26 protein-coding genes, 5 tRNA genes and 2 pseudogenes are annotated in these 25,646 nt (G+C 31.6%); 23 read left to right on the forward strand and 10 right to left on the reverse strand.

Annotated features, from left to right (window positions below; translation table 11 throughout):
* The first annotated feature begins 10 nt into the window (after nt 1-10).
* The 5 genes and pseudogenes from JJC03_RS07330 (at nt 11) to JJC03_RS07345 (ending at nt 3,189) form a co-directional block, all read left to right on the forward strand.
* Nucleotides 11-484 (forward strand): cysteine peptidase family C39 domain-containing protein, encoded by a 474-nt coding sequence (locus JJC03_RS07330; protein WP_235874252.1) that lies wholly within the window; start codon nt 11-13, stop codon nt 482-484.
* A gap of 111 nt (nt 485-595) precedes the next feature.
* The gene (locus JJC03_RS17590) at nt 596-1,021 is read left to right on the forward strand and encodes an AAA family ATPase (protein ID WP_258932546.1); all 426 of its coding nucleotides are present in this window, start codon (nt 596-598) and stop codon (nt 1,019-1,021) included.
* Between the two features lie 116 nt (nt 1,022-1,137).
* Nucleotides 1,138-1,506 (forward strand): annotated as a pseudogene (locus tag JJC03_RS19410) (phosphatase domain-containing protein).
* A gap of 139 nt (nt 1,507-1,645) precedes the next feature.
* Nucleotides 1,646-2,350: a DUF434 domain-containing protein gene (locus tag JJC03_RS07340; protein WP_088399884.1), complete on the forward strand. Its 705-nt coding sequence runs from the start codon at nt 1,646-1,648 to the stop codon at nt 2,348-2,350.
* Nucleotides 2,351-2,475: 125 nt separating this feature from the next.
* Nucleotides 2,476-3,189 carry a hypothetical protein gene (locus JJC03_RS07345; RefSeq protein ID WP_088399886.1) on the forward strand — a complete coding sequence of 238 codons (714 nt, stop codon included), beginning with the start codon at nt 2,476-2,478 and terminating at the stop codon, nt 3,187-3,189.
* A 263-nt stretch (nt 3,190-3,452) separates the two neighbouring features.
* Here JJC03_RS07345 and JJC03_RS07350 read toward each other — a convergent pair whose 3' ends face one another.
* Entirely contained in the window at nt 3,453-3,818 is a 366-nt protein-coding gene (locus JJC03_RS07350) for a hypothetical protein (protein ID WP_235874253.1), read from the reverse strand.
* A gap of 131 nt (nt 3,819-3,949) precedes the next feature.
* Between JJC03_RS07350 and JJC03_RS07355 the strand changes: the two genes are divergently transcribed.
* The 6 genes from JJC03_RS07355 (at nt 3,950) to JJC03_RS07380 (ending at nt 8,077) form a co-directional block, all read left to right on the forward strand.
* Nucleotides 3,950-4,621 (forward strand): tRNase toxin domain-containing protein, encoded by a 672-nt coding sequence (locus tag JJC03_RS07355; RefSeq protein WP_235874254.1) that lies wholly within the window; start codon nt 3,950-3,952, stop codon nt 4,619-4,621.
* Between the two features lie 12 nt (nt 4,622-4,633).
* Nucleotides 4,634-4,870, forward strand: coding sequence for a hypothetical protein (locus tag JJC03_RS07360; protein WP_235874255.1), 237 nt, complete (start codon nt 4,634-4,636; stop codon nt 4,868-4,870).
* 290 nt (nt 4,871-5,160) lie between these two features.
* Nucleotides 5,161-6,519 (forward strand): SDR family NAD(P)-dependent oxidoreductase, encoded by a 1,359-nt coding sequence (locus JJC03_RS07365; protein WP_235874256.1) that lies wholly within the window; start codon nt 5,161-5,163, stop codon nt 6,517-6,519.
* Nucleotides 6,520-6,617: 98 nt separating this feature from the next.
* Nucleotides 6,618-6,693, forward strand: a tRNA-Ser gene (locus tag JJC03_RS07370).
* Nucleotides 6,694-6,887: 194 nt separating this feature from the next.
* Nucleotides 6,888-7,103, forward strand: coding sequence for a hypothetical protein (locus JJC03_RS07375; RefSeq protein WP_235874257.1), 216 nt, complete (start codon nt 6,888-6,890; stop codon nt 7,101-7,103).
* A gap of 149 nt (nt 7,104-7,252) precedes the next feature.
* Entirely contained in the window at nt 7,253-8,077 is an 825-nt protein-coding gene (locus JJC03_RS07380; protein ID WP_235874258.1) for a TatD family hydrolase, read from the forward strand.
* Between the two features lie 146 nt (nt 8,078-8,223).
* On the opposite strand, the gene JJC03_RS07385 is transcribed toward JJC03_RS07380, so the two are convergent.
* Together JJC03_RS07385 and JJC03_RS07390 are read right to left on the reverse strand one after the other, a co-directional pair.
* Complete coding sequence (locus tag JJC03_RS07385) at nt 8,224-8,514, reverse strand: carboxypeptidase-like regulatory domain-containing protein (RefSeq protein WP_235874259.1); 291 nt, start codon at nt 8,512-8,514, stop codon at nt 8,224-8,226.
* Between the two features lie 47 nt (nt 8,515-8,561).
* Nucleotides 8,562-8,906, reverse strand: a complete 345-nt coding sequence (locus JJC03_RS07390; protein ID WP_235874260.1) for a hypothetical protein — start codon at nt 8,904-8,906, stop codon at nt 8,562-8,564.
* Between the two features lie 573 nt (nt 8,907-9,479).
* Here JJC03_RS07390 and JJC03_RS07395 point away from each other — a divergent pair.
* From JJC03_RS07395 to JJC03_RS07440, 11 genes are all read left to right on the forward strand, one after another.
* A complete protein-coding gene (locus tag JJC03_RS07395; protein WP_088399435.1) occupies nt 9,480-10,535 on the forward strand; it encodes a nucleotidyltransferase domain-containing protein in 1,056 nt (351 codons plus the stop codon).
* Nucleotides 10,536-10,588: 53 nt separating this feature from the next.
* The gene (locus JJC03_RS07400) at nt 10,589-11,137 is read left to right on the forward strand and encodes an ExbD/TolR family protein (RefSeq protein WP_088444734.1); all 549 of its coding nucleotides are present in this window, start codon (nt 10,589-10,591) and stop codon (nt 11,135-11,137) included.
* Nucleotides 11,138-11,741: 604 nt separating this feature from the next.
* A complete protein-coding gene (locus JJC03_RS17600) occupies nt 11,742-11,870 on the forward strand; it encodes a hypothetical protein (protein ID WP_258932548.1) in 129 nt (42 codons plus the stop codon).
* Nucleotides 11,871-11,995: 125 nt separating this feature from the next.
* Nucleotides 11,996-12,069 (forward strand) — tRNA-Arg (locus tag JJC03_RS07405).
* A gap of 398 nt (nt 12,070-12,467) precedes the next feature.
* Nucleotides 12,468-12,539 (forward strand) — tRNA-Asp (locus tag JJC03_RS07410).
* An 84-nt stretch (nt 12,540-12,623) separates the two neighbouring features.
* Nucleotides 12,624-12,696 (forward strand) — tRNA-Pro (locus JJC03_RS07415).
* An 8-nt stretch (nt 12,697-12,704) separates the two neighbouring features.
* Nucleotides 12,705-12,777 (forward strand) — tRNA-Phe (locus JJC03_RS07420).
* A gap of 183 nt (nt 12,778-12,960) precedes the next feature.
* Entirely contained in the window at nt 12,961-13,224 is a 264-nt protein-coding gene (locus tag JJC03_RS07425) for a hypothetical protein (RefSeq protein WP_088399439.1), read from the forward strand.
* Nucleotides 13,225-13,279: 55 nt separating this feature from the next.
* Nucleotides 13,280-14,062 carry a hypothetical protein gene (locus JJC03_RS07430; protein ID WP_235874261.1) on the forward strand — a complete coding sequence of 261 codons (783 nt, stop codon included), beginning with the start codon at nt 13,280-13,282 and terminating at the stop codon, nt 14,060-14,062.
* A 91-nt stretch (nt 14,063-14,153) separates the two neighbouring features.
* On the forward strand, nt 14,154-15,164 hold the full coding sequence (locus tag JJC03_RS07435) for an RNA ligase family protein (RefSeq protein ID WP_235874262.1): 1,011 nt from the start codon (nt 14,154-14,156) through the stop codon (nt 15,162-15,164).
* A 704-nt stretch (nt 15,165-15,868) separates the two neighbouring features.
* Nucleotides 15,869-17,170 (forward strand): slipin family protein, encoded by a 1,302-nt coding sequence (locus JJC03_RS07440; RefSeq protein WP_258932549.1) that lies wholly within the window; start codon nt 15,869-15,871, stop codon nt 17,168-17,170.
* 55 nt (nt 17,171-17,225) lie between these two features.
* On the opposite strand, the gene fabD is transcribed toward JJC03_RS07440, so the two are convergent.
* Entirely contained in the window at nt 17,226-18,095 is an 870-nt protein-coding gene (gene fabD, locus JJC03_RS07445; protein ID WP_088399446.1) for an ACP S-malonyltransferase, read from the reverse strand.
* Nucleotides 18,096-18,237: 142 nt separating this feature from the next.
* Between fabD and JJC03_RS07450 the strand changes: the two genes are divergently transcribed.
* A complete protein-coding gene (locus JJC03_RS07450; protein WP_088444731.1) occupies nt 18,238-19,863 on the forward strand; it encodes a hypothetical protein in 1,626 nt (541 codons plus the stop codon).
* Nucleotides 19,864-20,008: 145 nt separating this feature from the next.
* On the opposite strand, the gene JJC03_RS07455 is transcribed toward JJC03_RS07450, so the two are convergent.
* From JJC03_RS07455 to JJC03_RS07480, 6 genes and pseudogenes are all read right to left on the reverse strand, one after another.
* Nucleotides 20,009-20,389: a VOC family protein gene (locus JJC03_RS07455; protein ID WP_103715288.1), complete on the reverse strand. Its 381-nt coding sequence runs from the start codon at nt 20,387-20,389 to the stop codon at nt 20,009-20,011.
* A gap of 123 nt (nt 20,390-20,512) precedes the next feature.
* A pseudogene (locus tag JJC03_RS07460) lies at nt 20,513-21,227 on the reverse strand (pirin family protein).
* Between the two features lie 128 nt (nt 21,228-21,355).
* Nucleotides 21,356-23,227, reverse strand: a complete 1,872-nt coding sequence (locus JJC03_RS07465) for a peptidase U32 family protein (protein ID WP_088399504.1) — start codon at nt 23,225-23,227, stop codon at nt 21,356-21,358.
* Nucleotides 23,228-23,335: 108 nt separating this feature from the next.
* Entirely contained in the window at nt 23,336-23,605 is a 270-nt protein-coding gene (locus JJC03_RS07470) for a DUF6370 family protein (protein ID WP_258932597.1), read from the reverse strand.
* Nucleotides 23,606-23,903: 298 nt separating this feature from the next.
* The gene (locus JJC03_RS07475; RefSeq protein ID WP_088444728.1) at nt 23,904-24,377 is read right to left on the reverse strand and encodes a GNAT family N-acetyltransferase; all 474 of its coding nucleotides are present in this window, start codon (nt 24,375-24,377) and stop codon (nt 23,904-23,906) included.
* A 21-nt stretch (nt 24,378-24,398) separates the two neighbouring features.
* Nucleotides 24,399-25,634 (reverse strand): MFS transporter, encoded by a 1,236-nt coding sequence (locus tag JJC03_RS07480; RefSeq protein ID WP_235874263.1) that lies wholly within the window; start codon nt 25,632-25,634, stop codon nt 24,399-24,401.
* Nucleotides 25,635-25,646: the final 12 nt, after the last annotated feature.

Here is a 25,646-nt window from a genome sequence, read left to right on the forward strand (position 1 = left end):
ACAATATATTATGTTTAAATCTTTTTTTAATAAAATATTCAAACCAACTCATCATTCAATTCCAGATTTTCCAATTATTATTCAAAGTCAGGAGAGTGAATGTGGACCTGTATGCATAAAAATGATTTGTGATTATTATAAAATTGAGACTTCTTTAGATGAAATAAAAACACATTCAAAATGGGATGAAGAGTATGGTACCAACCTTTTAGGAGTTGAGGAATGTTTAAAACAGTTTAATTTTAGAACATTGGGTGTTAAATTAGATATATTAGCTCTACATCAAGCTCCTTTACCATTGCTCTTGCATTGGGATGATTCAAAGTTTATTTTATTGTATTGGATACATAATAATCGATTTTACATAGCTGATCCTGAATTAGGAAAATTTGATATTGATTTAAATTTGTTTAAAAATTATTGGATAAAAGATGATGAGGGTAAAGAAGAAGGAATTGCATTATTATTTGAAAAGTTAAAATGACTATCATAATTTTTTAGTTTATTATTAGCACATAATTATTTTGTGTGATTTAAAAACAACGCAAGATAATTGCGTATATTTTTTCAAACCTTTGTAAAAAGAAAATAAGAAATGAAAACACCCGAAATAAAAATATTGATAGGCGCAACAGGAGCAGGGAAATCAACTTTTGCTGAATATTGGTTACGAACTGAGCCTAACTGGATGCGTGTGAGTCGAGACGATTTTAGAATGATGAATTTTAGTAACACGAACTTAGCACCAGAAGACGAGTCAAAAATCACCGAGATGGTCGATGGATCTATTACGGCATTGATTAACAAAGGGGTGAATGTATTAGTTGATGCTACGCATTGTCGTGCAGAGTACATCAATACGTATATTGATAAATATATAGAAAAAGCACATATTAGTTTCAAGGTTTTTGATGTAGAGTTAGAGGAGTTAAAGAAGCGATGTAAAAAAGGTTTGAAGAAACAGGTCGGTTTATTCCAGAAAAAGTCACTGAAAAGTACTTTAAAGAATTGCAATTCTTGAAATCCAATTTCGATTTTTCCACCCGAAAAAGACAGCCATTGGATAACATACTTATCGCGCAAAATGAAGCATTGCCTAAAGCTATTATCTGTGATTTAGACGGAACATTAGCCTTAATGAATGGGAGAAACCCCTTTGATGCGAGCAAATGTGATGAAGATTTGTTGAATGTCCCTGTGGCCAATGTGTTGAAAAATTACCACCAATTAGGATATAAGATATTATTGGTTTCGGGTAGAGAAGATAAATTCCAAGCACCTACGTTGCGTTTTTTTGGAAAAACACCAAATCCCATTTGATGAATTGTTAATGCGAAAAACAAAAGACAGCCGTAAAGATTCGATCATCAAAAAGAAATTTACAAAGAGCATATTGTAGAAAAATACTTCGTTGAATTTGTATTGGACGATAGAAATCAGGTCGTAGATACGTGGCGAAAAGAATTGCATTTGCCTTGTTTTCAGGTTTTTTATGGGGATTTTTAACAATTTAAGAGATACTAGTTCGAATCCATTCTGCACAACAAGATAAGACGCGGTAGTTTAAATGGATAAAACACTTAATTTTAAAATATAATCTGTGGCATTTATAAAAAAATGATTCTTAGTAAAAGTTAAAATACAAATGACAAAACAAACCAATAGAGGCAAAGAAGCAAAAGATGATCTCTTTTTTAATCAAGAAGCAAAATCCATTTTCAAAGAAGCTTTACAAGATTTGAATTATCTTTTAACAAGAGCTTATAGTCCTAAAAATGCCTTGCATACAGTTGGTACTCGATATCGATTGAGCCAACGCCAAATCAAAGCTTTGCAGGGAATGGGAGCTTCAGAGCAATATCTGGATAAAGTAAAAATTACTCAGTGCGATATAGACCAGTTACAAGCAAATACAATTGTGATAGACGGGTTTAATGTTTTGATTCTATTAGAAAGTTTGTTTTCTGGCGCTTATTTGTTTCAGGGAGCTGATGGTTGTTATCGAGATTTATCCAGTGTGCACGGAACTTATAAAAAAGTATCGCAAACGCCTATAGCAATTCAAACAATTGTCGATTTTCATAAAGTAGTTGGAATAAAGGAAATAATTTGGATTTTCGATAAACCTGTTTCTAATAGCGGTCGAATCAAGAAAATGCTAGAAGAAACCGCTAGTCAAGAAAATTTGACTTGGACAATCCGCTTGGAGGATAAAGCTGATGATACTATTATAAAGCAAACAGGAATAATCATTTCGTCTGATGCCTATATTCTTGAAAATGCTGCCAAATGGTTTAATTTAATCGCGTTTTTAATTGAAAGTAAAGGATTTAAGGCGAATGTGTTTTAGAATCAATGTAACACAACGTCACACAAAGTTTAGTACAATGTTACTCAATGTGTAAAGATTTATAGTACTTTGTGAAACTTCGTGTTGAACTTTGAGTAACATTGTGAACCTTAATATTAAATAATATGTCAACCTATAAAATAATCAAAAACGAAGAAAAACTAAAGGAATTCATCAATTGGCTTCCTGATTTATTGCCTAATGAACAATATTATATAACGCTTTTAGCTCGAAAGAAATACTATCCAGAATCAGGATTAAAAGCCGATAAAGGACAGCTGAAAAGAACCACAGCCACTAAAGAGCGTATTTTAGGTAAACTGAAACAAATGGAAGTAAAGTTGGGTTCTTATGAATCGGATGGTTTGCCCGTTCAACAAGAAAATTTGGTGGTTTATATTACTCCTAATCCAAGAGATTTGTATCAGGCTGGATTAAAAACGATTAAGGAAATTACGGATAAGATTATCCAAAAAGATCATCGATACAATCCGCAAGTACTAGCCTTGAATGCTATTCAGACTACTACTACTAGAAAACTATTTTTCGATTTGGATATTGATTTTAATTCAACCGATTTTGAAGAAACGATACTTCGTTTCAAAGAAGATGTCAGTAAAGTTATTAATCCAGATTGTTTGACATTTATTAGAACCCATGGAGGTTTGCATTGTTTAATAAAATTAGAACAAATACAGACAGAGTATGCTAAAAGTTGGTATCAAGACATAGCCAAGTTAACCTGTGAGGCGTATCAAGTAACGATGAATGGCGATAACGTCTTGCCTATGGTTGGTTGTGTACAAGGAATTGATTTTTCGCCTTATTTTTTGATGTAAACTTGTATACGACATATTCTACCAAATTAAAAACCGCTATAAACTTCTTATTTATAGCGGCTATCTAATTTTTTATTTTTCAGCCTTTTCTTCTTTTTCTTGTTTTTTCTCAGCTTCTTTTTTTGCTTTTTCAGCTTCATATTTAGCTTTACTTTCAGCAGCTAATTTATTATTTTCAGCAATTTCTGATTTTAATTGAGTAGCATCTTCATTTTTTGAGTTTAGTTTCTCTTTATATTTTTGAAGCTTCTTTTGTAATTTATTTATTTTTTTTCAGCTTCATCTTTACTTTTTTCATCAGTAGCATTTTCCTTTTTTTGCTCGTTTTCAGCAATTTCAGCTTTCTTATCTTCAATGTTTTTATTCAGTTTTTCAATGCTTTTTTGAACTTGAGCCAACTTCTCTTCTTTGGTAACTACTGATTGCATTTGCATTCTCATCATATTTTGCATTTGCATTTGTATATGCATCTGGTTTATTTGCTGCTGCTGCTGCATACGCATTTGATTATTGATTTGAACTTGTTGCTGCATCTGATTCCTATACAAATTATTGTTAAAGCTATAATTTTGACAATAAATAAGTGAAGAGATAAAAAAGAATAAGACTAATAATGATTTTGATTTCATTATAATGAGAATTTTGGAATGAATTATTAAAAATTAAATCGCAAAATTACTGAAAATAGTTACTTATTGATAAGAGTAAATTATTTTCAATCAGCTTGTTTTTCTATTTTTGCCAAAGGTTAGTTAAAAATATGCTCAATTACTACATTCAAACATCTATTAATCAAATTAATCCCGACTGGAAAGAAAAATACCATCGTTTCCTGCATCCCGAAATCCTAACACAATTTTGCCATAACCTCGATTACTATTTTGAAAATGATGTTCATTTAGATAGACTTCCTCAATACAAGGAAGAAATCAAAATTGATTTTTCGGAAACCGTACACGAGTTCAAAATGGTATTTGAATTAACCGAAGATAAAGAAGAGTTATGTCTCAAAATCGCTCAATTACTAGAAGTAACACCATTTCAAAATCTGTTGCTCATTTTAGGTCAGCGACTTACCTCGGCGAGCGTGAATGATGAAAACGGTATTCCGCCGCTCAAAGAAACACTTTTAGCGAGTTGTCAATTGCCTTTTAACCACGAAATTAGTTGCGCCCGACGGGCTTGGGAGAAACATTTAAGTCGAGGTTATACTGATTTTTGGGGTACGATGAAAGGGAACAATCAGGAAAAGGAAGCACTAGTAGTTCAAAAAATAAACCACGTGATCAAGAATGCTTCTTGGTGGAATATTTTTGGTCATTACAAACACGGTTATGTGTATGAAATACGAATCGAAAATGGTAATGGTATTCGCTGGAATCAAGAGGGAACAAAATTAATTGGGTTTTTAGAACCTTTTTTGGATGAATAAACGAATTGTGATATGAATTTTAATGAAAAAATAAAAACTTCTTTTATAAAAGCAGGATGGTATCCAAATCGGAATGTCAAAAATCGCTATTCGAAAGTAAAAGGAATAAATAAGTTACCTGAAAAAATTAAAGAATTTCTATTTGAATACGGAGATTTGGTTCTAGAACCTTATCAAAACCTTTATTCTGATGAATATGACTTTTCAGTTAGGCTATTAAAAAATAAAAAAATACTATTTAGCGAATGATGTGATGTTACATTATATAAAATTGGCGAGTGGCAAGAAGAAAATAATTTAATTCTATGTGACGAAAATTTAATCATTTATATCTACGATGAAACACTAACCAAACTAGGCAATTCTTTTAAACAGGGGATAGAATGCTTATTAGAAATAAATTTTGATAATCAATCATGGTGGGATTTTCATAATAAACAGTGGATTAAGTGTGATTAATTATAGAGAATTTTTTTTATGTAAAATAATTGCGTAGTTCTAATTTACTTTTGCATTATAAATAAGTCCAAAAAATAATTATGGATCATAAATTTACGAACAAGGAATGGGAAATTTGTCTTAAAGTACTCACAGCACTTAAAGACAATCCATTTGATAATCCTGATAACAAATTGTTTTCGGGACTTATCACTAAGATTCATACTACTGCAAAAAAATTAAATAAAAAGGCTATTGCCTCTGATAAAAAAGATAATGATTTAAACATTACTAAAGAAACAGTAATTGTTAATCACGCATTAAATGGTAAAACATTATATTATGATGACCAACAAAAGCAGCACGAATTTTCAACTTTAACTACTTCTAAGCATTGTTATTGCTGTAATTTAGTGTTTAATTTGAATCATTTTTTTTATCCTCGTCTTTGTCCTAATTGCGCTATTGAAAATTACGATAAACGTTTTCAAACTATTGATCTTTCAGGACGAAAAGTGCTACTTACTGGAGGAAGAGTAAAAGTAGGTTTTGCCACTGCTTTAAAACTACTTCGTGCTAAAGCGACCGTTGTACTTACAACGCGTTTTCCTGCGTTGGCATTAGAACAACTACGACAGGAGGAAGATTATGACAATTGGAAAGATAATTTAATTATTTATGGTTTAGATTTGCGAAACTTAAATGCGATACATGAGTTTTTGGCATTTTATAAAAGTAAATTTTCATCAATTGATATATTGATTAATAATGCAGCTCAAACGATTAAATATGATGAAAAATATTATGCCTCATTAATCGCAAAAGAACATAAACTATTACAAATTGGAAGTAGAGAAACGTTACTTATTCCTAACTCAACAGATGTTATACCAAATATCAAAAAGTTAGATTTTGGTGAAACTTCATTCAATGACATTCGTTTAAGTCGGTTTGGATTACCTGTTGATGAAAGAGAAAAAAACAGTTGGAATTCCAGATTAGATGAAATAGGATTACCAGAGTTATTAGAAGTGAATTTAATTAATCATATCGCACCTTATATTTTGATTAAGGAATTAAAATCGTTATTTTTGAATTCGGAGTTTACAGAAAGATTTATAGTGAATGTAACTTCCTCTGAAGGAATGTTTAGTTATACGAATAAAACCGAGTGTCATCCCCATACAAATATGACCAAAGCAGCTTTGAATATGATGACCTTGACTTCAGGAAAAGATTTTGTTAATGATAATATCTTTATGACGAGCGTTGATGTAGGTTGGATTTCTACTGGTGCCAATGAGGCCTTGAGGGAAAAACAGTTTAAAGCGGGTTATATTCCGCCACTTGATTCAGTAGATGGAGCCTCTCGAATTATGGATCCTATTATTCAAGGCATACAAGGGAGTAACTATTGGTACGGTGTTTTATTAAAAAATTATAAAGTTACTAATTGGTAATATGCAAATAGTAGTTTAAATTTGGAAAAATACTATTCAACCAGATGGAGTTTTAGGTTTGAATCCCAACAATTTCCCTAAAGCAAAAAACAATAAAAGGAAGTAATAGTTTAATTTTGGAAAAATGTCCGATCGCTAATCGGGAGATTTAGGTTCGAATCCTAATAGCTTCCAATCATATAAGAAGGCGTTAGTTTAATTGAAAGAATACTAGCCAGTCAAGCTAGAGTTTTGGGTTTGAGTCCCAAACGCCTTCTTTTTGAACTTTACAAGTTTTTCAAAATCTATTATTACAATACTACGTAAAATAATTTCGTATTACTAGTTCATCTTTGCACCTAAAAGATAAATTTTTAGACTTCTTAAAAATGACAAATAGAAATCTATACAATAAAGGAACTTATAGAAGTTATGAATATGGGAAAATACCACCTTACATGAAAAAGTTAGGTAATAGGAAATGGAGGTCAAATACTCAAAAAGAGCTGGAAAAAGAACTTTCCTTAAAAACTGTAGCTTGTGTACATTTACAAAAAAGAAATCTAAAAGGAACCAGCGTACAAACGTTAAAATTACCCTTTTAGATCAAAGTAACAAATAATCCTGTTATTGTACTTATTCAAGTGAGAAAAACTGAATGATAGTATAAAAAGAAATAATGTAATAAATGTAGTTTTTAAATAACCCCAAAACCTCAAACTTTAAACTTTAAATTTCAAACAAATAATAAATAATGATCACGTACATTGACATAGGTATAAACCTAACCAATCGTCAGTTTGAAGATGAAATTGACGAAATTGTTCAAAATGCACACGATGCTGATGTTGAACAAATAATTCTTACAGGAACTAGCGTAAAAAACAGCATTGAATCAGATAAAATTGTTGCCGATTTTCCACACACCTTATATAGTACCGCAGGAATACATCCGCATGAAGCTAAGAGTATGAACGAACAAAGTATTCCTACATTGCGAAAGCTTTTGCAGAAAAAGCACGTGGTTTCGGTAGGGGAGTGTGGACTTGATTTTGACCGAGATTTTTCTCCCAGACCAGTTCAAGAAAAATGTTTCAGAGCCCAACTCGAACTGGCTATCGAAGTTAAAAAACCATTGTTTTTACACGAACGAGAGGCATTTGACCGATTTACAGTCATCTGTAAAGAATACCAATCGAAGTTACCACCAGCGGTAGTTCATTGTTTTACGGGAACTTTACAGCAAGCTAAATATTACCTTGATAATGGATTTTACCTTGGTTTTACTGGAGCTATATCAGATGCGAATCGGTTTGCTCATTTAAAAGAAGTGATACAATATGTACCTTTGAACCGAATGATGATTGAAACCGATGCGCCTTTTATGCTTCCTAAAAATGTTCCCCGTAGCCAATTAACCCAATTTAACGAACGCCGTAACGAACCCGCTTTTTTACCTTTTGTAGCCCAAACTATCGCACAGGTTAAAAAGGTTTCCCTTCACGAAGTAGCCGAAACAACTACTGATGTGGCAAGAGATTTTTTGGGATTTAAACTTTTAATTAAAGGCACCATCTAAAATTTTTAAACCCAGATTTTTGAAATTCCAATAATTATCTTAATCTGCATTTCCTACTTTTATTTTGAAACACAGATTCTTGAAATTTTAATAATTATTCTAATCCGTGTTTCTCTATTCTAAAAGCTAATTAAGTTGGCTTTTTCTCATCTAAACCAATTCCCAATTCTATGAAATATCCTTCCCATAAAGGTTTTCTTTCTATTTATTACACCTATTTCACCTAAAAGTGTATTGTCATCATTTAATACTACATTAATTACACTAGATTCACCTACATTTTTTGTAGCTTCTTCCATACCCATAAAAGTATAAACTAATACATCACCTTCTTTTACATTTATTGTATATTTTCCTTCAAAATTAGTAGTAGTGAAAGTTTCTGTTCCTTTAATCTTTACAATTGCTCCAGGTATAGAGCCATTTTTATCACTCACTACTCCAGTTACAATTTTAGGAGCAACAATAGTATCGCCTGTTACTTTTAACTGAGCTTTTTGGTAGCCTCAGTGATAACAGTTTTTCTAGGTTCGCCCTGTGCTTGTGCTTTAAAGTTGGTTAAACTGATACATCCAAAAAATAAAGAGGCTAACCAAAACGATTTTCGTTCGTTTTGTACAACCAAATCCCTATCCAATTGCGAGGTCAAAAACCTTCCGCACAATTGCGGTGTTGTTGCAAATGTCTCCGCAATTTGCTTATCGGTAGATTTTGTAAAATCAATTACTGTTTTTTGACAAACCGCACAAAACCTACCTTTTTCCGCTGGAGTCATTTCATTCCAGTTTTCGTGACAAGGCTGCGGTATCGTGATTTTTATATTTTTCATTTTGATGTATTTTTTCTTTTATTCTTTATTAAGCACATAGCTGACATTAAATCACAAAGTAGGTAAAATTACAAGTAATATTTTTTTTCATCTTCCTGCTTCTAACTTTTATAGAAGAGGTCTTTTTTTATGAAAAGATTGGGATAGGAAGGGATTTAGAAATTAGAAGTTATAAAAAAGATTATGAGACTCCTCGTTCCTTGGAGTGACAAACTGTGCGGAGCAACTTTGCGAACGTAGCGTAAAACCTAGCGTTCTTTATGGTTAGAAACTTTGAGTAACTTTGAGTCATACTTTGTGAAACGTTGTGTTACTTAAAAAAATGGCATAGTCTCCCACAGTTTTTAGGACATTCGCTGCTATTGACTATCGCTAGTATAGAATTGCAATCTGCTAGTATAGAATTGACAACTGCTGGTATATAATAACGACCCTCTAGCATAAATGAAGCTACATAATACTCTTAAATAATTCGGTTGCAAAAAGGTAGTTCAACTGCGATTAAAAAATAAACACCACTCCGTAAAATAATTACGTACTTTAGAGTCAGCTTTGTCACTTAAAATACGCATTATGACGATACAAGACCTTAAATCGCAAAATCTAATCCTTTTCGAAGTGATTTCGGGAAGTAAGTCCTTTGGGTTAGATACTCCAACATCAGATACTGATATAAAAGGTGTATTTTACATGCCTAAAGATAAATTTTATGGTTTAGAATATATTCCACAAATTAGCAATGAAACGAATGATATTGTATATTATGAATTAGGTCGTTTTGTGGAATTGTTATTAAAAAATAATCCAAATATTTTAGAGGTTTTAGCTTCTCCAGAAGATTGTATTTTATACAAGCATCCTTTAATGAATCAATTAAAAATTGAAGACTTTCTTTCTAAACTTTGCAAAGATACTTTTGCAGGTTATGCCATAACTCAAATCAAAAAAGCAAGAGGATTAAAAAAGAAAATTGTGAATCCAATGAGTAAAGAACGTAAAAGTTTGTTAGACTTTTGTTCTGTTTTGCAAGGTTATGATTCTATTTCACTAGCCAATTGGTTATTTAAATATCAATTAAAGCAAGAACAATGCGGTTTGATTAATATTCCTAATGCTAAAGGAATATATGCACTATTTTATGATGAACATAAAAAGTTAGGGTATAAAGGCGTTATAAAAAATGAACTTTCTAATGAAGTATCCGTTTCCTCTATTCCAAAAGGAGCAAAAGAACTGGGCTATCTATCATGTAATTTAGAAGGCTATTCCAAATATTGTAAAGAATATGCAACGTATTGGGATTGGATTGAAAAACGTAATGAAGAGCGTTACGAAACCAATCAGCTACACGGAAAAAATTATGACAGCAAAAATATGATGCACACCATACGTTTACTCCAAACAGCTCAACAAATTTTAGAGACACAAAGATTGAATATCCGTGTTACAAATCGTGAAGAATTATTGACTATCAAATCAGGGGCAATGGAATATGATACGTTATTACAAAAAGCAGATGATTTAATTACTTCTATTGAAAAATTAACTGAATCATCACTATTACCCGAATTACCCAATAATAGAGCAATAGCGATTTTAATAAACATACGAAAACAACTTTATAATTGATTAATAAAAAGGTATGATTTTTGGAGGTGTTTGTAAATTAAAGGCCAAAAGTTATGAGCGAGACAAGAAATCAATTCGGAAGAAAATCAATTACCCAAAAGTCAAAAAAGTTACCAGTTCGATTGGATCTATCCGCGATGGTAAGCATCGCTTTTTTATTAATGGTGTTTTTTATGTTAACATCTTATATGTCTAGACCCCAGATAATGGATTTAGGAATGCCTGAAGGAAGAGGTTGTGTAGATTATATTGGGTGTTTTGATTTATCTGATTTAAGAACTATGACAATTTTAATTGGCGAAAATGATAAAATAATAAGTTACCACGGAAATTTTGAATCACCCATTGAATCACCTAAGCTTTTAACTTACAATAAAGAATCGTTAAGAAAGGAATTGGTAGAAAAGTCGAAATTAATACTAAGTCAAACAGCTGATCCTAAAAAAGGATTAATTGTTAAGATTAAACCGAGTAAAAAAGCTACTTATAAAAATCTAGTGGATGTGCTAGATGAAATGGCAATCGTAAAAATTCCTGTTTATACTGTTCTGGACATCACACCGGAAGAAAACCAGTTGCTGAGGTCGTTTGAAACCCATTAACCAATTTAAACAGTGTTTACAAGCAGATTTTTTGAATTGATGGTGGATTTTTTAGGAAATAATCTTTTCAAAATCAGAGATTTTAAAAATTATCTTACATTTGTGCCGATGAAAACAACAAAACAACCTATTCGTTTAAACGCAATGATACTAGAATTAGTGTCAAAGGATCGTTTTTACATAGTATTTTCAGGATGTTTTGAATGATAGTGTATTAGAAGTAAGTTTTTAAACTAAAAAATAGATCAAGCGTCCTTCCAAAAGGGACGCTTTTTTTGTTCCCAATTTTGAAACATACTAAGAAATAAAGGAATGTTGAACAATAAAGAAAAGTTTTTCAAAAAAAAGATGAAAAAATGTTACATGTTTAAACAAAATATAAAATAAATACGATTGAAAGTTAATCAAGTGAGAGACAGTCATTTGGCTATTTTGAGTTCATCTGCAAGTTTGCGGACAGGAATTTTTATGTTTAAAAGTAAGTATAACTAATTGAAAATCAATCTAATATGTTTAAAAAATATTTGGAAGTTACATTTTTTTGACTTTATCTTTGCCCCAGAAAAAAAGAAATAATAAATCATTTCTAATAACGTAAAATAAAATGAAAACAATAGATATACATATGATAAGTTCACAAAAAAATCTACAATTAGGACCCCAAGAAGTTCGCATTGAATGTATTGAAGATTTTGATTTAGAAGTCATGGATGTAAAAAAATATACCTATTAGTGAAAATAATAGATATAAGAAAAGCATCCTATTTAGGGTGCTTTTTTATATTCCTAAATGAGAGTAAGCTTTTAAATTTTAATTAGTTTGTTAATAATCTTCTTCAATCTGCTTACTCTCTTACTGGTTTCATAGCTCAATAGGATAGAGCGTTCGCCTACGAAGCGAAAGGGTTCAGGTTCGACTCCTGATGAAATCACAAAAGCGTTCTTTAGAAAGGGAACAACAGGCTCAATTTCCTCGAAGTTTCGAGATTTCCTGACAATCTCTCAGGACCATCACACTCCCAATATTCATTGGGAGTGTGGGAGCCCTAAAAGAAAATAAATGGTTAATAAATAATAATTTTAAAGATATATGTTACATACAATAGAAAATAAATTTCAATATCAACCGGTTGCATTTAGCGATGCGCTACCATTCAAATACAAAACACAAAGGTGTGATTAAATAGCTATATATAAATAGTTTTCAATCTTGAGCACCTTATTTAAGGTGCTTTTTTTATGAATAATAGACCTTATAGTTTAAAAATAGAATAGCTGACTTCTATTCAGCAGGTGCAAGTGAAAGTCTTGCTAAGGTTAAAAAAATACGGGCTCATTGTGGTAAAGGTTATCCTACCTGACTGTCTCTCAGGTGATACGAGTTCGACTCTCGTATGAGCCGCTAAAGTGATTTGTGATGTAATGGGTTAGCATAAGAGACTTTGACTCTCTTTGTTCTGGTTCGAATCCAGACAAATCAACAAAACTAGGAAGATAACGATTGGTTGTTTACCTGCATTGGAAGCAGGAGGTTGCAGGTTCGAGTCCTGCTTCCTAGACAAAAAATGGATTAGTGGTGTACACGGTGTGCACGCCTGTCTGAAGAACAGGAGGTATTCGTTCGAGTCGAATCTGGTCCACTAAATGAAGTTTAATTTTAAATTAAGTAATTATGAGACCAGACATTTTAAAAAGGTTTTTAACAAATACCGATGAAACAGGAAGACTCATTATGAAATCGCTATAAATGACTCGTTTGCTTGCAAACACCAATAAATAAAAGCGATAACATATATGACCGCTAAAAAATAAATTTTACATATATGAAATCTCGAATAACAGGTATCACTTATTTTGTTGAGCCAATTTACAATGGTAAAGCACCTGCCTGGGGCGATGTAGATCCCGCCACAAAAAAGTTAACAGGTAATTATGGCTCAAAATATACGGGTGCAGTGACTAAAAAAGAATCGCTCATTACCGAAGAAAATGGTTTCCAGAATATAGGCTATTTTAAAGGAAGCCCTTTTGGAGCCATAGATGTTAGAGATAAAGAACATCAGCGAAGACTTGGAATAATTGAATAATCAAAAATAAACCTGTTGAGGGATACAACTTGACAGGTTTACAAAATAAAGAATTATGATACACAATAGAATTGCCTTAATAGGCATAGAAACAGAAGAATATCAAGCCATAAAACAAAATTTTGACGGACATATCATTTGGCATCAAGCCATACCTAAAATACTGGTAAAAGAAGGTACGCTATTTATGGAAAAACAAAATGGAGTAGGAATGCTTCCTGTTGATAAAGTGATCTATTACGGAATTTATGATAATGATTTTGATTTTATTACAGGTTTAGCCTTGTGGAATGGAGCTTGTTTTCCTAACCCATTGGCAATGCTTGAATGCCGACTAAAAATTCCGTGTTTGATCAAAGCAATGCAGCTAACTAAATTTCCACACCAAAGAGGTTTTATATCCGCTCATACAGAAGTGCATTTGGCTACAGAAACTGTAGCAAAATGGGGAAATTGGCATTGTGGCGAAAACAAAGAAAAGTTTCAAGGCGAATGGACAAGTTCATTTACATCGACTTTAGAACCTTATTTTGAAGGAGATGCCGTCCGAATAATGAATATAGGAAATACGTATTGGCAAATTAAGTTAGAAGGTAACGATTGGTTAAAATCAATTCATCCAGATAATGCCTGTTTGATGGAAATCGATGATGAATTATTAGCAGATACCAAGCATATCAAGCAGCATTTAGGGATGGATATGATTGGCAACGATTATATTGTGATGCCTAATGGTGATAAAAAATTATTAGAAGTGAATCATATTCCGAATATCACTCGATTTGAAGAAGTTAGACAAGTGTATTTGGAAACGGTTATAGAATGGATTAATAAATAATTACATAAAGTTTCACAAAGAGGTTGAAATTAAACTTCGTGTGACCTCGTGAAAACTTAGTGAGACTTTGTGTAACTACAAAAAACAAAAAATGGAATTTAGAAAATACAACTCAATAGAAAATACGTACCAAAAAACAGTTTTGGAACAAATTATCAAACACGAATTTGATACAGTCGACTATGTAGTACAAGAAAAAGTGCACGGGGCAAACTTTGCGTTTTATACTAATGGTATCCAAGTTAAAATTACAAAACGTTCTGATTTTATCGAAGAGAATGATACGTTTTACAATGCTCATAAAGTGGCTGAAAAATACCATACTAAAGTGAAGTCATTATTTTTTGAAATAAAAGAATTATTCCCAAATACACAGTTTATTACCGTGTTTGGTGAATTATTTGGTGGTCATTACAATCATCCCGAAGTTCCCACGGTACAAGGTGCTATCAAGGTTCAAAAGGGTATTGATTACAGTCCAGAAAATGATTTTTATGCTTTCGATATTAAAGTGGATAATTCACACTATATGAATGTTGAATTAGCGAACAAATTGTTTGAGAAAATAGGATTCTTCTATGCAAAGACTTTATTTAAAGGAAGTTTAACGGATTGTTTGAAATACCCAAATGACTTTACTAGTTTAATTCCTGAATGGTTAGGCTTACCCACTTTGGAAAGCAACATAGTAGAAGGGGTGATTATACGTCCTGTGGATACTTTATTCTTTGGAAACGGAAGCCGTGTTTTATTAAAAAATAAAAACGAAAAATGGTCGGAAAGAGGAAAAAATGAGAAACCTAAAAAAGAACATCAAATGGTTGATTTTCCTCCAGAAGTACAAAGTATTTGGTCAAAAATTACGGACTATGTAACGGTAAACCGTATCTACAATGTATTGAGCAAAGAAGGGGAATTTCACCCCAAAATCTTTGGGAAATTAACAGGTTGGATGAGTCAAGACGTGATGACCGACTTTCAAAAGGATCATCCTACCGAGTGGGATAGTTTAGAAAAAGAACATCAAAAAACAATCAACAAACGCTTAAACACTTTGATTGTTAAAGAGATTAAAGAAGAATTTATGACTTTTAAAGTATAATCAAAAAGCTGCGCAAAATAATTGCGTAGCTTATTTTGAATCTTTGTTAAAGGAAAATAAGTTCATTGAATTATAAAAATATCAAACAAGTCCTGTTGGGTGTTTCGGTATAGCACTAATGTGGTGAGGGTTACGCGTGAGGCGTGTTACAACTTACTATGCAACTTGATTTGAAGGTTTTAGTATTTACCATAAAATACAATGATTTGTAGGTTCGATTCCTACTTCTTCGTAAAAGAAGAATGGCGAAAATGGCAGACGCACTGAAATAGGGTTTCAGCAATCAAAGCATCGGTTCGAGTCCGATATGCAATTTCCACTTGCATTAGCTCAGTTGGATAGAGCACTACACTTAAAATGTAGCTTTTTTGAAAGAGTGGAATCTCTCGTTAAAAAGATTCACCAAAAAAGATTGAAAAACGTAAAGAACTTGTCAAGTTTTTTATTTTAAGTAATCATTTTAGTTCCGACTATTTGAAAGCTTTACATAAGAAACACTTTTGACAAAACCTGAAAAAGAACGGTTTGCAAAACTATTTTTTTGCTTCGGTATTTGAAGGTTTGGATTTTAACTGGTTTAAAAGACAAACAAAAAATAATACAGAACCAGTTTAATACTTCGGTAAACTCCCTTTTTTCCGTTTTTGAAAGAGCGAATAAGTTCTTGCGTTTTTTATTAGTAAAAATGATTAAAATTTAAAGATATGTTCAAGAAAATTACCATAGAAACTTTCCAAGTAGGATTGGTTTTTAAAGAAAATAAATTGATTCAGGTCTTAACTGAAGGCAAGCATTGGTTGATAGGGAACAATAAGGAAGTTCAGTATTTCTCTATGAAAGAAGCTTTTGAACCTACTCAAGATTTAGATGTTTTATTGAAAAATGTAACCTTAGCAAATATGTTGCAGGTTGTAGAAGTACCAAAATTTCAAGTAGCCTTGAAGTTTGTCAATAAATCATTTGAAGAAGTATTAACTACAGGCAAATATGCTTTTTGGAAAAATGTAGATGATATACAGTTTTCATTATTTAATATGACTTTAGAATTTTTACCTTCAGTAAATTTAGATATTATGTTGCAAAACGAAAAGTTAGCTAATATGTTGGACGTTATTGAGGTGGCTGATAACGAAATTGTTTTGCAGTATATCAACGGAAACTTTAGAGAAGTGTTCTCAGCAGGGCGTTATGCTTTTTGGAAAGGAATCATCAATTACAAATTTGTTAGGATTCATTTAAACGATTTATACATCAATGATGAAATGGATAAAACGGTAGTAGAGCATCCAAAATTGAAACCTTTTACAAGAAAATTTGATATTTTAAGTCACGAAAAAGGCTTGTTGTTTATCAATGGCGAATTTGTAAAGACACTTGATGCAGGAACCTATAATTTCTGGAATAATGCTACTCGTATTGAAATTAAATCAGCCGATTTAAGACAGCAACAAATGGAAATTTCTGGTCAAGAATTATTGACTAAAGATAAAGCCAATTTAAGAATCAACTTTTTTGCTAAATATCAAGTAACTGATATTCAAAAAGCATTGACTGAAAATAAGGATTTTGAAAAGCAATTATATATCTTGTTGCAATTGGCATTAAGAGCCTATGTGGGCGGCTTCACTTTAGACGAGTTATTGACTAAAAAGGATGAAATTACTCAAGTTATTTTAGCAGAGTCTAAAGCAAAAGTTGCCCAATTAGGGGTAGAAGTTTTTGATGCTGGTATTAGAGACATCATATTGCCAGGTGATATGAAAGAAATTATGAACCAGGTTTTGGTAGCTGAGAAAAAAGCACAAGCTAATATTATTATGAGACGGGAAGAAACAGCTTCTATGAGAAGTTTGTTGAACACCGCCAAATTAATGGAAGAAAACGAAACCTTATGGAAATTGAAAGAAATGGAATATGTAGAAAAAATTGCCGATAAAATAGGGGAAATCTCTATTTCAGGCGGTGGAAACATCATAGGCCAATTGAAAGAAATTTTTGTAAAATAAAAACAATCCCACTAATTATTCTGATTAGCGGGATCGTTTCTTTAAATCTATCAAATTAAGCAGAAATGGTTTCTACTTCTTTATTAATTTTATTAACTAAGCCTACTAAAACTTTTCCAGGACCTACTTCAGTAAAGCTAGTAGCGCCATCAGCAATCATTTGGTTTACGGATTGTGTCCATTTTACAGCGCCTGTTAATTGCGCAATTAAGTTTTTCTTAATTTCCACAGCGTCACTAACAGCATTTGCTGTTACATTTTGGTACACGGGACATGAAGGCGTGTTGAAAGAGGTAGCCTCTATAGCAGCGGCTAATTTTTCTCTTGCAGGTTCCATCATTGGTGAATGAAAAGCACCTCCTACAGGTAATATTAGTGCGCGTTTAGCACCTGCTTCTTTCATTTTTTCACAAGCAAGCTCTACTGCTTTTAATTCTCCAGAAATCACTAATTGACCTGGGCAATTATAGTTTGCAGCTACTACCACACCATCAATTGATGCACAGATATCTTCTACTACTTTGTCTTCTAAGTTTAATACTGCAGCCATGGTTGAAGGCGTAATTTCACAAGCTTCTTGCATGGCTAAAGCACGTTGAGAAACTAATTGTAATCCATCTTCAAAAGATAAAGAACCATTAGCTACTAATGCTGAAAATTCACCTAAGGAATGCCCTGCTACCATGTCTGGTTTTATATCTAAAACCTTGGCTAAAATAACTGAATGTAAGAAAACAGCAGGTTGTGTTACTTTTGTTTCTTTTAATTCTTCTGCAGTACCTTCAAACATGATATCTGTAATACGAAAACCTAAAATTTCATTGGCTTTTTCAAATAATTCTTTTGCTAACACAGATGATTCGTATAAATCTTTACCCATTCCGGTAAATTGAGCTCCTTGTCCTGGAAAAACGTATGCTTTCATTTAAAATAGTTTTTATTTTTAAAACTTTTAAATTTTAATTAGTATTAAAATTCTGAGCAAAAATAAGCAAAATTATTCGGAAACTACTTTTGTAACTTTTTTCAATAAATAGCGTCTAAAAATTAATTTAACTTTTTATATAATGAATTATTTTATTAAAGTCCTTATTCTAATTGTATTAGGAACTCTACTTGTTTATTTTAATTTACCGGTATTAAATTACGGATTTGTAAGTCTTCCTTTTTTGCTTTTGATTTTAGTTTTTGTATGGATTATTCTTTCTACAAAATTCCAAATTTCTCGTGATGGAAAGCAAGTAAAAATGCTAAGCTTCCCTTCAAAAGTATTTGTGTATATTATAGGCGCTTTGTTAGTATATATATTTGTATTACCAATTTTTAGTTCTCGTTTAATACAAACTAAAAAACATCAAGAATTAATTGGTAAAGTAGCTAATGGTGATAAAATGTCTAAGCACATAGCACCCATTTCTTTGAGCGAAATTCGAGTAGTAGATGAAGACTTAGCTTATTTATTAGGTGAAAAAATATTAGGTTCACAACCTGCTTTAGGAAGTCAAGTGCACCTAGGTGAATTTTATATTCAAAAAGTAAATAATAAATTGTATTGGGTAGCTCCTTTATTGCATTCTGGATTTTTTAAATGGTTGAATAATATAGAAGGAACAGCGGGTTATGTAATGGTTTCAGCAACGAATGAAAGGGATGTAAAGCTCGTTCAAAATTGTAATGGAAATCCAATTAAGATTAAATATCAGCCCAAAGCGTATTTTGGAGATGAAATTAAACGACATATTTATTTTAACGGATATACTTCTACAGGGTTAACTGATTTTACGTTTGAAATTGATGATACAGGTAAACCGTTTTGGGTGGTTACTAAGTATGATAAGAAAATAGGCTTTACAGGAAATGATGCTACAGGAGTAGTCGTAGTAAATGCACAAACGGGAGCTATAAAAGAATATAGTATAGCCAATACACCAAAATGGATTGACCGTATTCAGCCTATTAATTTTATTGAGGATCAGTTAAACGATTGGGGAGAATTAGTACATGGTTATTGGAATTTTTCAAATGCTGATAAATTACAAATTACTGAGGATATGAGTTTAGTATATGGTAAAGATAATAAATCGTATTGGTACACCGGTTTAACTTCAGTAGGTAAAGATGAGTCATCCGTAGGTTTTGTATTAGTAGATACACGAACCAAACAAGCTACATTTTATAGACAAAGTGGTGCCACTGAATTTGCAGCTCAAAATTCAGCTCAAGGAAAAGTTCAAGAAAAAGGGTATAATGCTTCATTACCTATTCCGTATAATATTAATAATATTCCTACTTATGTTATGACACTCAAAGATCGTGGTGGTTTGGTGAAAATGTTTGCTATGGTGTCTATACATGACTACACTATAGTAGGGGTAGGTAATACGATGCGTGAGACTTTGATGGCCTATAAAAATGCCTATAATATGTCTGGAGATACTGTGAAATTAGATGCCTCAACTGATAAGAAAACAATTAAAGCAGCCGTAAGTCGTATACAAAATGATGTAAAAAATGGAAATAGTTTTTATTATTTTACCATTCAGGGTGAAAATAAAATCTTTATTGGTTCCTCTCAGTTATCTAATGAACTACCTATCACACGTGTGGGAGATGAAGTAGAAATTACATACGATGTGGATACGGAGGAGGTAATTGATATATCAAGTTTTAAGAATTTTTCAATAGGAAAATAAAGAAATAATAAAAAGAGGCTGTCAAAAAGTTTTTCATTTTAACTTAAGAAAGAAAATTCATTGTGAGATCTTTCCAATCTTGAGCTAAGTATTAAATTTTTACTATTTTACAGCCTCTTTTTTTGTTAGTTTTTATAAAAAAATGCTAATTATCAATTCGCCAAGGAGGATTCAGTCTGTTATTACCAGCATAGAATAATATCAGTTGATTGCCATCTGGATCTTTGAGTCTAGCTTCGCGCCATAACCACGGTTCATTAGTAGGTTCTTGTTCAAATACGATTCCAATTTTTTTTAGTTTATTAACTTGTTCATCCAGATTTTCGCATTCAAAATAGACACATATATCCTCTCCTTTTGGTAATTCATTCGTTTTATGAATAGAAAAAGTTGCATTACCCTTAGGACATTCAAATCGTGCATAATGAGGAAGTGATTTGACAATAAGTTTCAATCCTAATTTTTCATAGAAAGGAGTAGATCTCGTTAAATTTAACGAAGGAACAGTGATTTGATTTAAATTCATCAGCTTTAAAAAATGAATTATACTTATAAAAAAAGAGGTAAATGACAAGAGGATTTAATGAATAATCATTAAAAGAAATGGCATAATATTATTTTACAAACTGTTATATTCTTTTAATTGGAACTATTGTTTCAAGGGAACTTCTATGATTAAAAATTTGGAATCGGTATTGGCTTTGATTTCTATTTCATTGGTTTCCCAAATGCCTATAGCGTCTCTTTTTTCTAGTTTTTGACCACTGACTTTGATTTCGCCTTCAATATTCATCACATAAAAACCGTTGCCTTCTTTTTTTTAATGGGAGTTTTTTAGAAAATCCGTTGTCAAATTCACTCATATAAAACCAAGCATCTTGATAAATCCAAACACCTTCATCGTGTGGATTTGGTGAAAGAATTTGAGAGAAATTATTTTTTTGATTGGCCACATCCAAAGTGATTTGTTGGTAACGAGGGGTTACATTTCTGAATTTTGGAAATAGCCAAATTTGAAATAATTGGGTATATTGATTCTGATTAGGATTGAACTCGCTATGCTGAATACCAGTTCCCGCACTCATTACCTGTATATCTCCTTTTTTAATAATGGAAGAATTGCCCATGCTGTCTTTATGAGCCAAATCGCCTTCTAACGGAATAGTGATAATTTCCATATTATCATGTGGATGTGTTCCAAAACCCATTCCGCCTGCAATGGTGTCATCATTTAGTACTCGTAGCATGCCAAATTGAATTTTATCAGGATTAAACCAATTGGCAAAACTAAAGCTATGATAAGCGTTTAACCAGTTGTAGTTTGCATGTCCTCTTTCATTAGCTCTATGTAAAATTGTTTTCATTTTATAATACATTTGTATATACAAATGTATTATAAAAAAAGCTCTATTTTGTTAAAAAGTATAAATTAAATTTATAAAATGATAGTATAAAAAAAACCGATACTTTTAAGGTATCGGTGTTCACTATATTAGTGGAAATGATCTTCTTCGATTTCAAATTCAGCATCTTTTTCCCAAATTTCCATTTCGCAAGGCTTACAGTTAAATTTTAATTTATACTCTAATTCACCTTGTTTTAATACTAATGGTTCTTTCAATTTTTGATCCATATTTTCGCGATGGTATTTAGGACAACGCTCTAATTCGTATTTAATACAATACTTAGTCGTCATTACACGTGATTTTCCTGGATCCCACTGTAATTCAAATGCTTTTTCAATTTCAGTTACACCGTGACGTTCGTAGAATTTACGAGCAGTTTTATTCGCTACATTATAGGTGAAATCTAATTTAGTTTCAGGGTAAGGATGAGTGGTTTTTTCTAATTGAAATTCTTTACGGTCGTAATTTTGTAAACGAATTTCTGATAATTTTTCGTATACATTTCTACGCATTTCATTGATTTTTGAAATAGGTAAAAACCAGTTTTCTGAAAATGCTATGGTAATTTCATCTGCTGTATATGGTGTAAAACCTGTTTTGGCTAAATTTACTTTAAAGTTCTCTTCAATAGATTCACCATTTTTAGTTTTTTCTTTTGGATGTACTAAGGTAACGGTACTTATATTTCCATCTTCATCAGTAGCAATTAATTCGAAGCCATTTTCATTTTCTTTTAACAATAATGATGTACTAATTTTTCGGATGGCACTGTCTTCTCTTTCAACTAATTTAATGAAGGCAGCGTCATTATTACGATAAATTTCAGTACCTGGTGTAATATCTTTTAGTACATTAGGGTAAACGATACCATTTTCTACTTTGTTTACATAAATGCCTTCAGCAATTTTATCTTCATTAATAAAACAAAGCCCATCACCATTGTTTAACAATTCACCGTTTTCAATGATATAGGAATTACCAACGGTCTTGGTTAGTTTACCAATGTACTGCCCTTTTGATTTAGGACTGTCCCAAGAACCAATTGATTGATGTCTTTCGTTTACAAAATAATCTGTATATCCACGGTTGAAAGTACGTGTCAATTCTGAATCGAAAGTATACATACAACTTCCAGAAGAGGCTTTGATGTATTTGTCACTATTTTCTGCAAGGAAGGTGTCTAATTTTTTTCGTAAGAAAGACACATTGTTTTTAACGTACACAACATCTTTTAGACGGCCTTCGATTTTGAATGAACAAATTCCTGCTTCTACTAAGTTGGGAATTTGATCCGTTACATCAAAGTCTTTGATAGAAAGTAAGTGACTGTTTTTTATTAAAGTGTCTCCATTCCCATCAATTAGGTTGTAAGGCAAACGGCAGTTTTGAGCACAAGAACCTCTATTTGCTGAACGCTCTCCATTTGCTACACTCATGTAACAGTTTCCACTAAAAGAAACACATAAGGCACCTGTTACGAAAAATTCTAACTCAACCTCTGTTGCTTCACTGATTTCTTTTATCTGGTGTAAATTCAATTCGCGTGCTAAAACTACACGTTGAATACCTGCATCAGCTAGGAATTTAATTTTTTTAGGGTCACGATTATTAGCTTGCGTACTTGCATGAAGAGGAATAGGAGGTAAGTCTAGCTCTAATACTCCCATGTCTTGAACAATAAGAGCGTCTACGCCTATTTCATATAGTTTCCAAATTAATTGACGACAAGCTTCTAACTCACCATCGTAAATAATAGTATTGATTACTACAAAAACCTGAACATTATAAAGATGTGCATACTGAACTAATGCAGCAACATCTTCAATGGAATTGTGAGCATTAGAACGTGCTCCAAATTGTGGTGCTCCTACATATACAGCATCTGCACCAGCATTTATTGCAGCGATACCTGTTGTTAAATCTTTTGCAGGAGCTAAAATTTCAATCTTCTTTTTCATTGCTAAAAACATAGGTTTCGGAAATTACCGAAAAAGGTTTGCAAAGTTCCGAAAAAAAGTAACATTTAAATGATGATTCTAATTTTTAGCTTTTAAAAAATAAATTACTCATTTAAATTTACTAAGCGAAATTTCTTTACTAAGAATTTTCCTTCTTTTAATGTCCCAGAAACTTTTGCTTTTTTTTATACTGTTGCAAAAGCCATTAGTGGCATGTGCATCTCCGTGGTCATCTATACTCGTTCCAATAACCTTGTATACGTTATTGTTATAGCGAATAGTTAAACTGCAATCTTTGTCTTTAGTTCCTAATTGACATAGCCCGCATGAAGCTTCTACATCTTGGTTCTTTAGTTCTTTTTCTTTTCCTGTGCTGATAGATTAAACGTAAAAAGTATTGTGAATAAGATTCGTATTTTTTTCATTTAAAAATTATTAAGATTATGAATTTCGCAACGTTTTGGTCCGCATTTTAGTCTTCTTGGACCACAGGAAACGGTAGTAATAATGAGTAATAAAAATACGACATAGCGTTTCATGAAAGGCAGAATTTAATGTTTTAAATCAAATATAAGAAAGATTTCTATAAAAAAAGTCACCTAATTTTAGGTGACTTTAAAAAGTTTTTAGAATCTAATTAGCTTTTGAACAAACATAAACCTAAAATACAAAATTCTTACCTATAGTCATTTAAAAATAATTTAAAAGTGAGGTAATTGGCTAAAAAGTTACTTTCTAAAAACCCTTTTTTCTTATATAATTGTATAGCAGAAAGATTATCTTTCGTTGTATGTAATGACAATTCATTTGCTTTAGTTGATGATGCAAATCGAATAGTGCGATCTAATAAGGCTTCACCAATTTTTTTGCGTCTCATGTTTTCATCAACATGTAAATAAGCAATGTGCCAGTCATATGCTAATTTTGAAATAATACTCCTTTTACTTAATAGTAAGATAAAACCAACAATTTGTTTTTCAACTATATATACAAAAATTTTACATTGATTTCGTTCTAGTTTGTATTGAAGTAAAGGAAGAGAACCATTGCCTCCTCCAAGAAACTCGTCTAAAACAAGCCCTGATTTTAAAATAATATTTTCAACCTTGGCAAATTCTTGAATTCCTACTTCACGGATTTCCCCAAGCATAATAGTTTGTTTAAATCTTTATTATTTAAAGAGTGAGTTTACAATAGCTGCTTTTTTATCTCGTCTTTCTTTTATTACTAAATCAATTAAGAGATATGAAAGTAATGCTCCTACTATTCCTAGTGAAATATTTAAAATAAAGTTAGTACTATATCCTAATTTATGGATTATGAACAAACTCAGTTTGGCGCTTAAAAACTGTGCTATTCCGTAACACATTTGAAAATAAGATAAAAATTTAGCTTCCATTTTCTTATAAGAACGTTCAAGTACAAAGTCAGCTGCAAAAGGGAACGTAAGCATAACACCAAAACTGATAAATATTAATGCAAGGAATACTCCTGCTGTCTGTTGTAAAACAACTAAAATTAAATAACCAAAAGACATAGAAAGTAATCCATAGAGAATAGCATTTAGTGCTTTTATTCCTTTGTTTTTAATAAATGATACAACTGCTACTTCTAATAAGAATAAAATTAATCCATAAAACACAAGTGTGTAAGTGTTAAATGTGGTGGCTAATTTTAATACATCTGTATAATATAATGGTAGAACAGAAAATATTTGGAAAAATATAATTCCTGTGATAACTGTTATTAAGCAGTGTAATAGTAGTAATTTATCCTTTAAAAAAACAAATTTTTCTTCATTTAGATTAGAAAAGGTTAATTTGTGGAGTAATTTTTTCTCTTTTACAAAAGTTATAAAAAACAAGACAGCTAAAACAGAAGACAGACCATCAATATAAAATAATAAGTAGTAACCAACTGTGGCAATTGATATACCTGCAATAATAGGTGATATTATAAAACCAAAATTAGATGCTGTTCTCATTAAAGAAAATGCCTTAACACGATCTTCTTTTTTAACAAAATCCTTTAATGTAGCCATCATAGAAGGTCTAAACATGTCTGCTACAAGGTTTAAAAGAAAAACAGTGAAGCATAAAGAATAGAAGTTCTTTACAAATTGTAAACTAAATAAAATAACACCATTAAAAAACATACTGTAGATCATGAGCTTGTAACTACTAATGTTTTTAGAGATTTTTCCCACAAGAAAAGTACCGGCAATAGATCCAGCACCAAAACACATCATGATGGTTCCTATTTCTGTGTAAGTAAATTTTAAATCTTCATATAAGTATTTAGACATAAAGGGAACAACCATAGCTCCCATTCTGTTGATTAATATCATGAAGAAAAAAAACCAAACTTCTCTAGGTAAAGTTTTGAAGTCTTTCAGGATTGAATTCATACAAGTTAAGTT

The organism is Flavobacterium oreochromis, assembly GCF_019565455.1.
Lineage (GTDB): Bacteria > Bacteroidota > Bacteroidia > Flavobacteriales > Flavobacteriaceae > Flavobacterium > Flavobacterium oreochromis.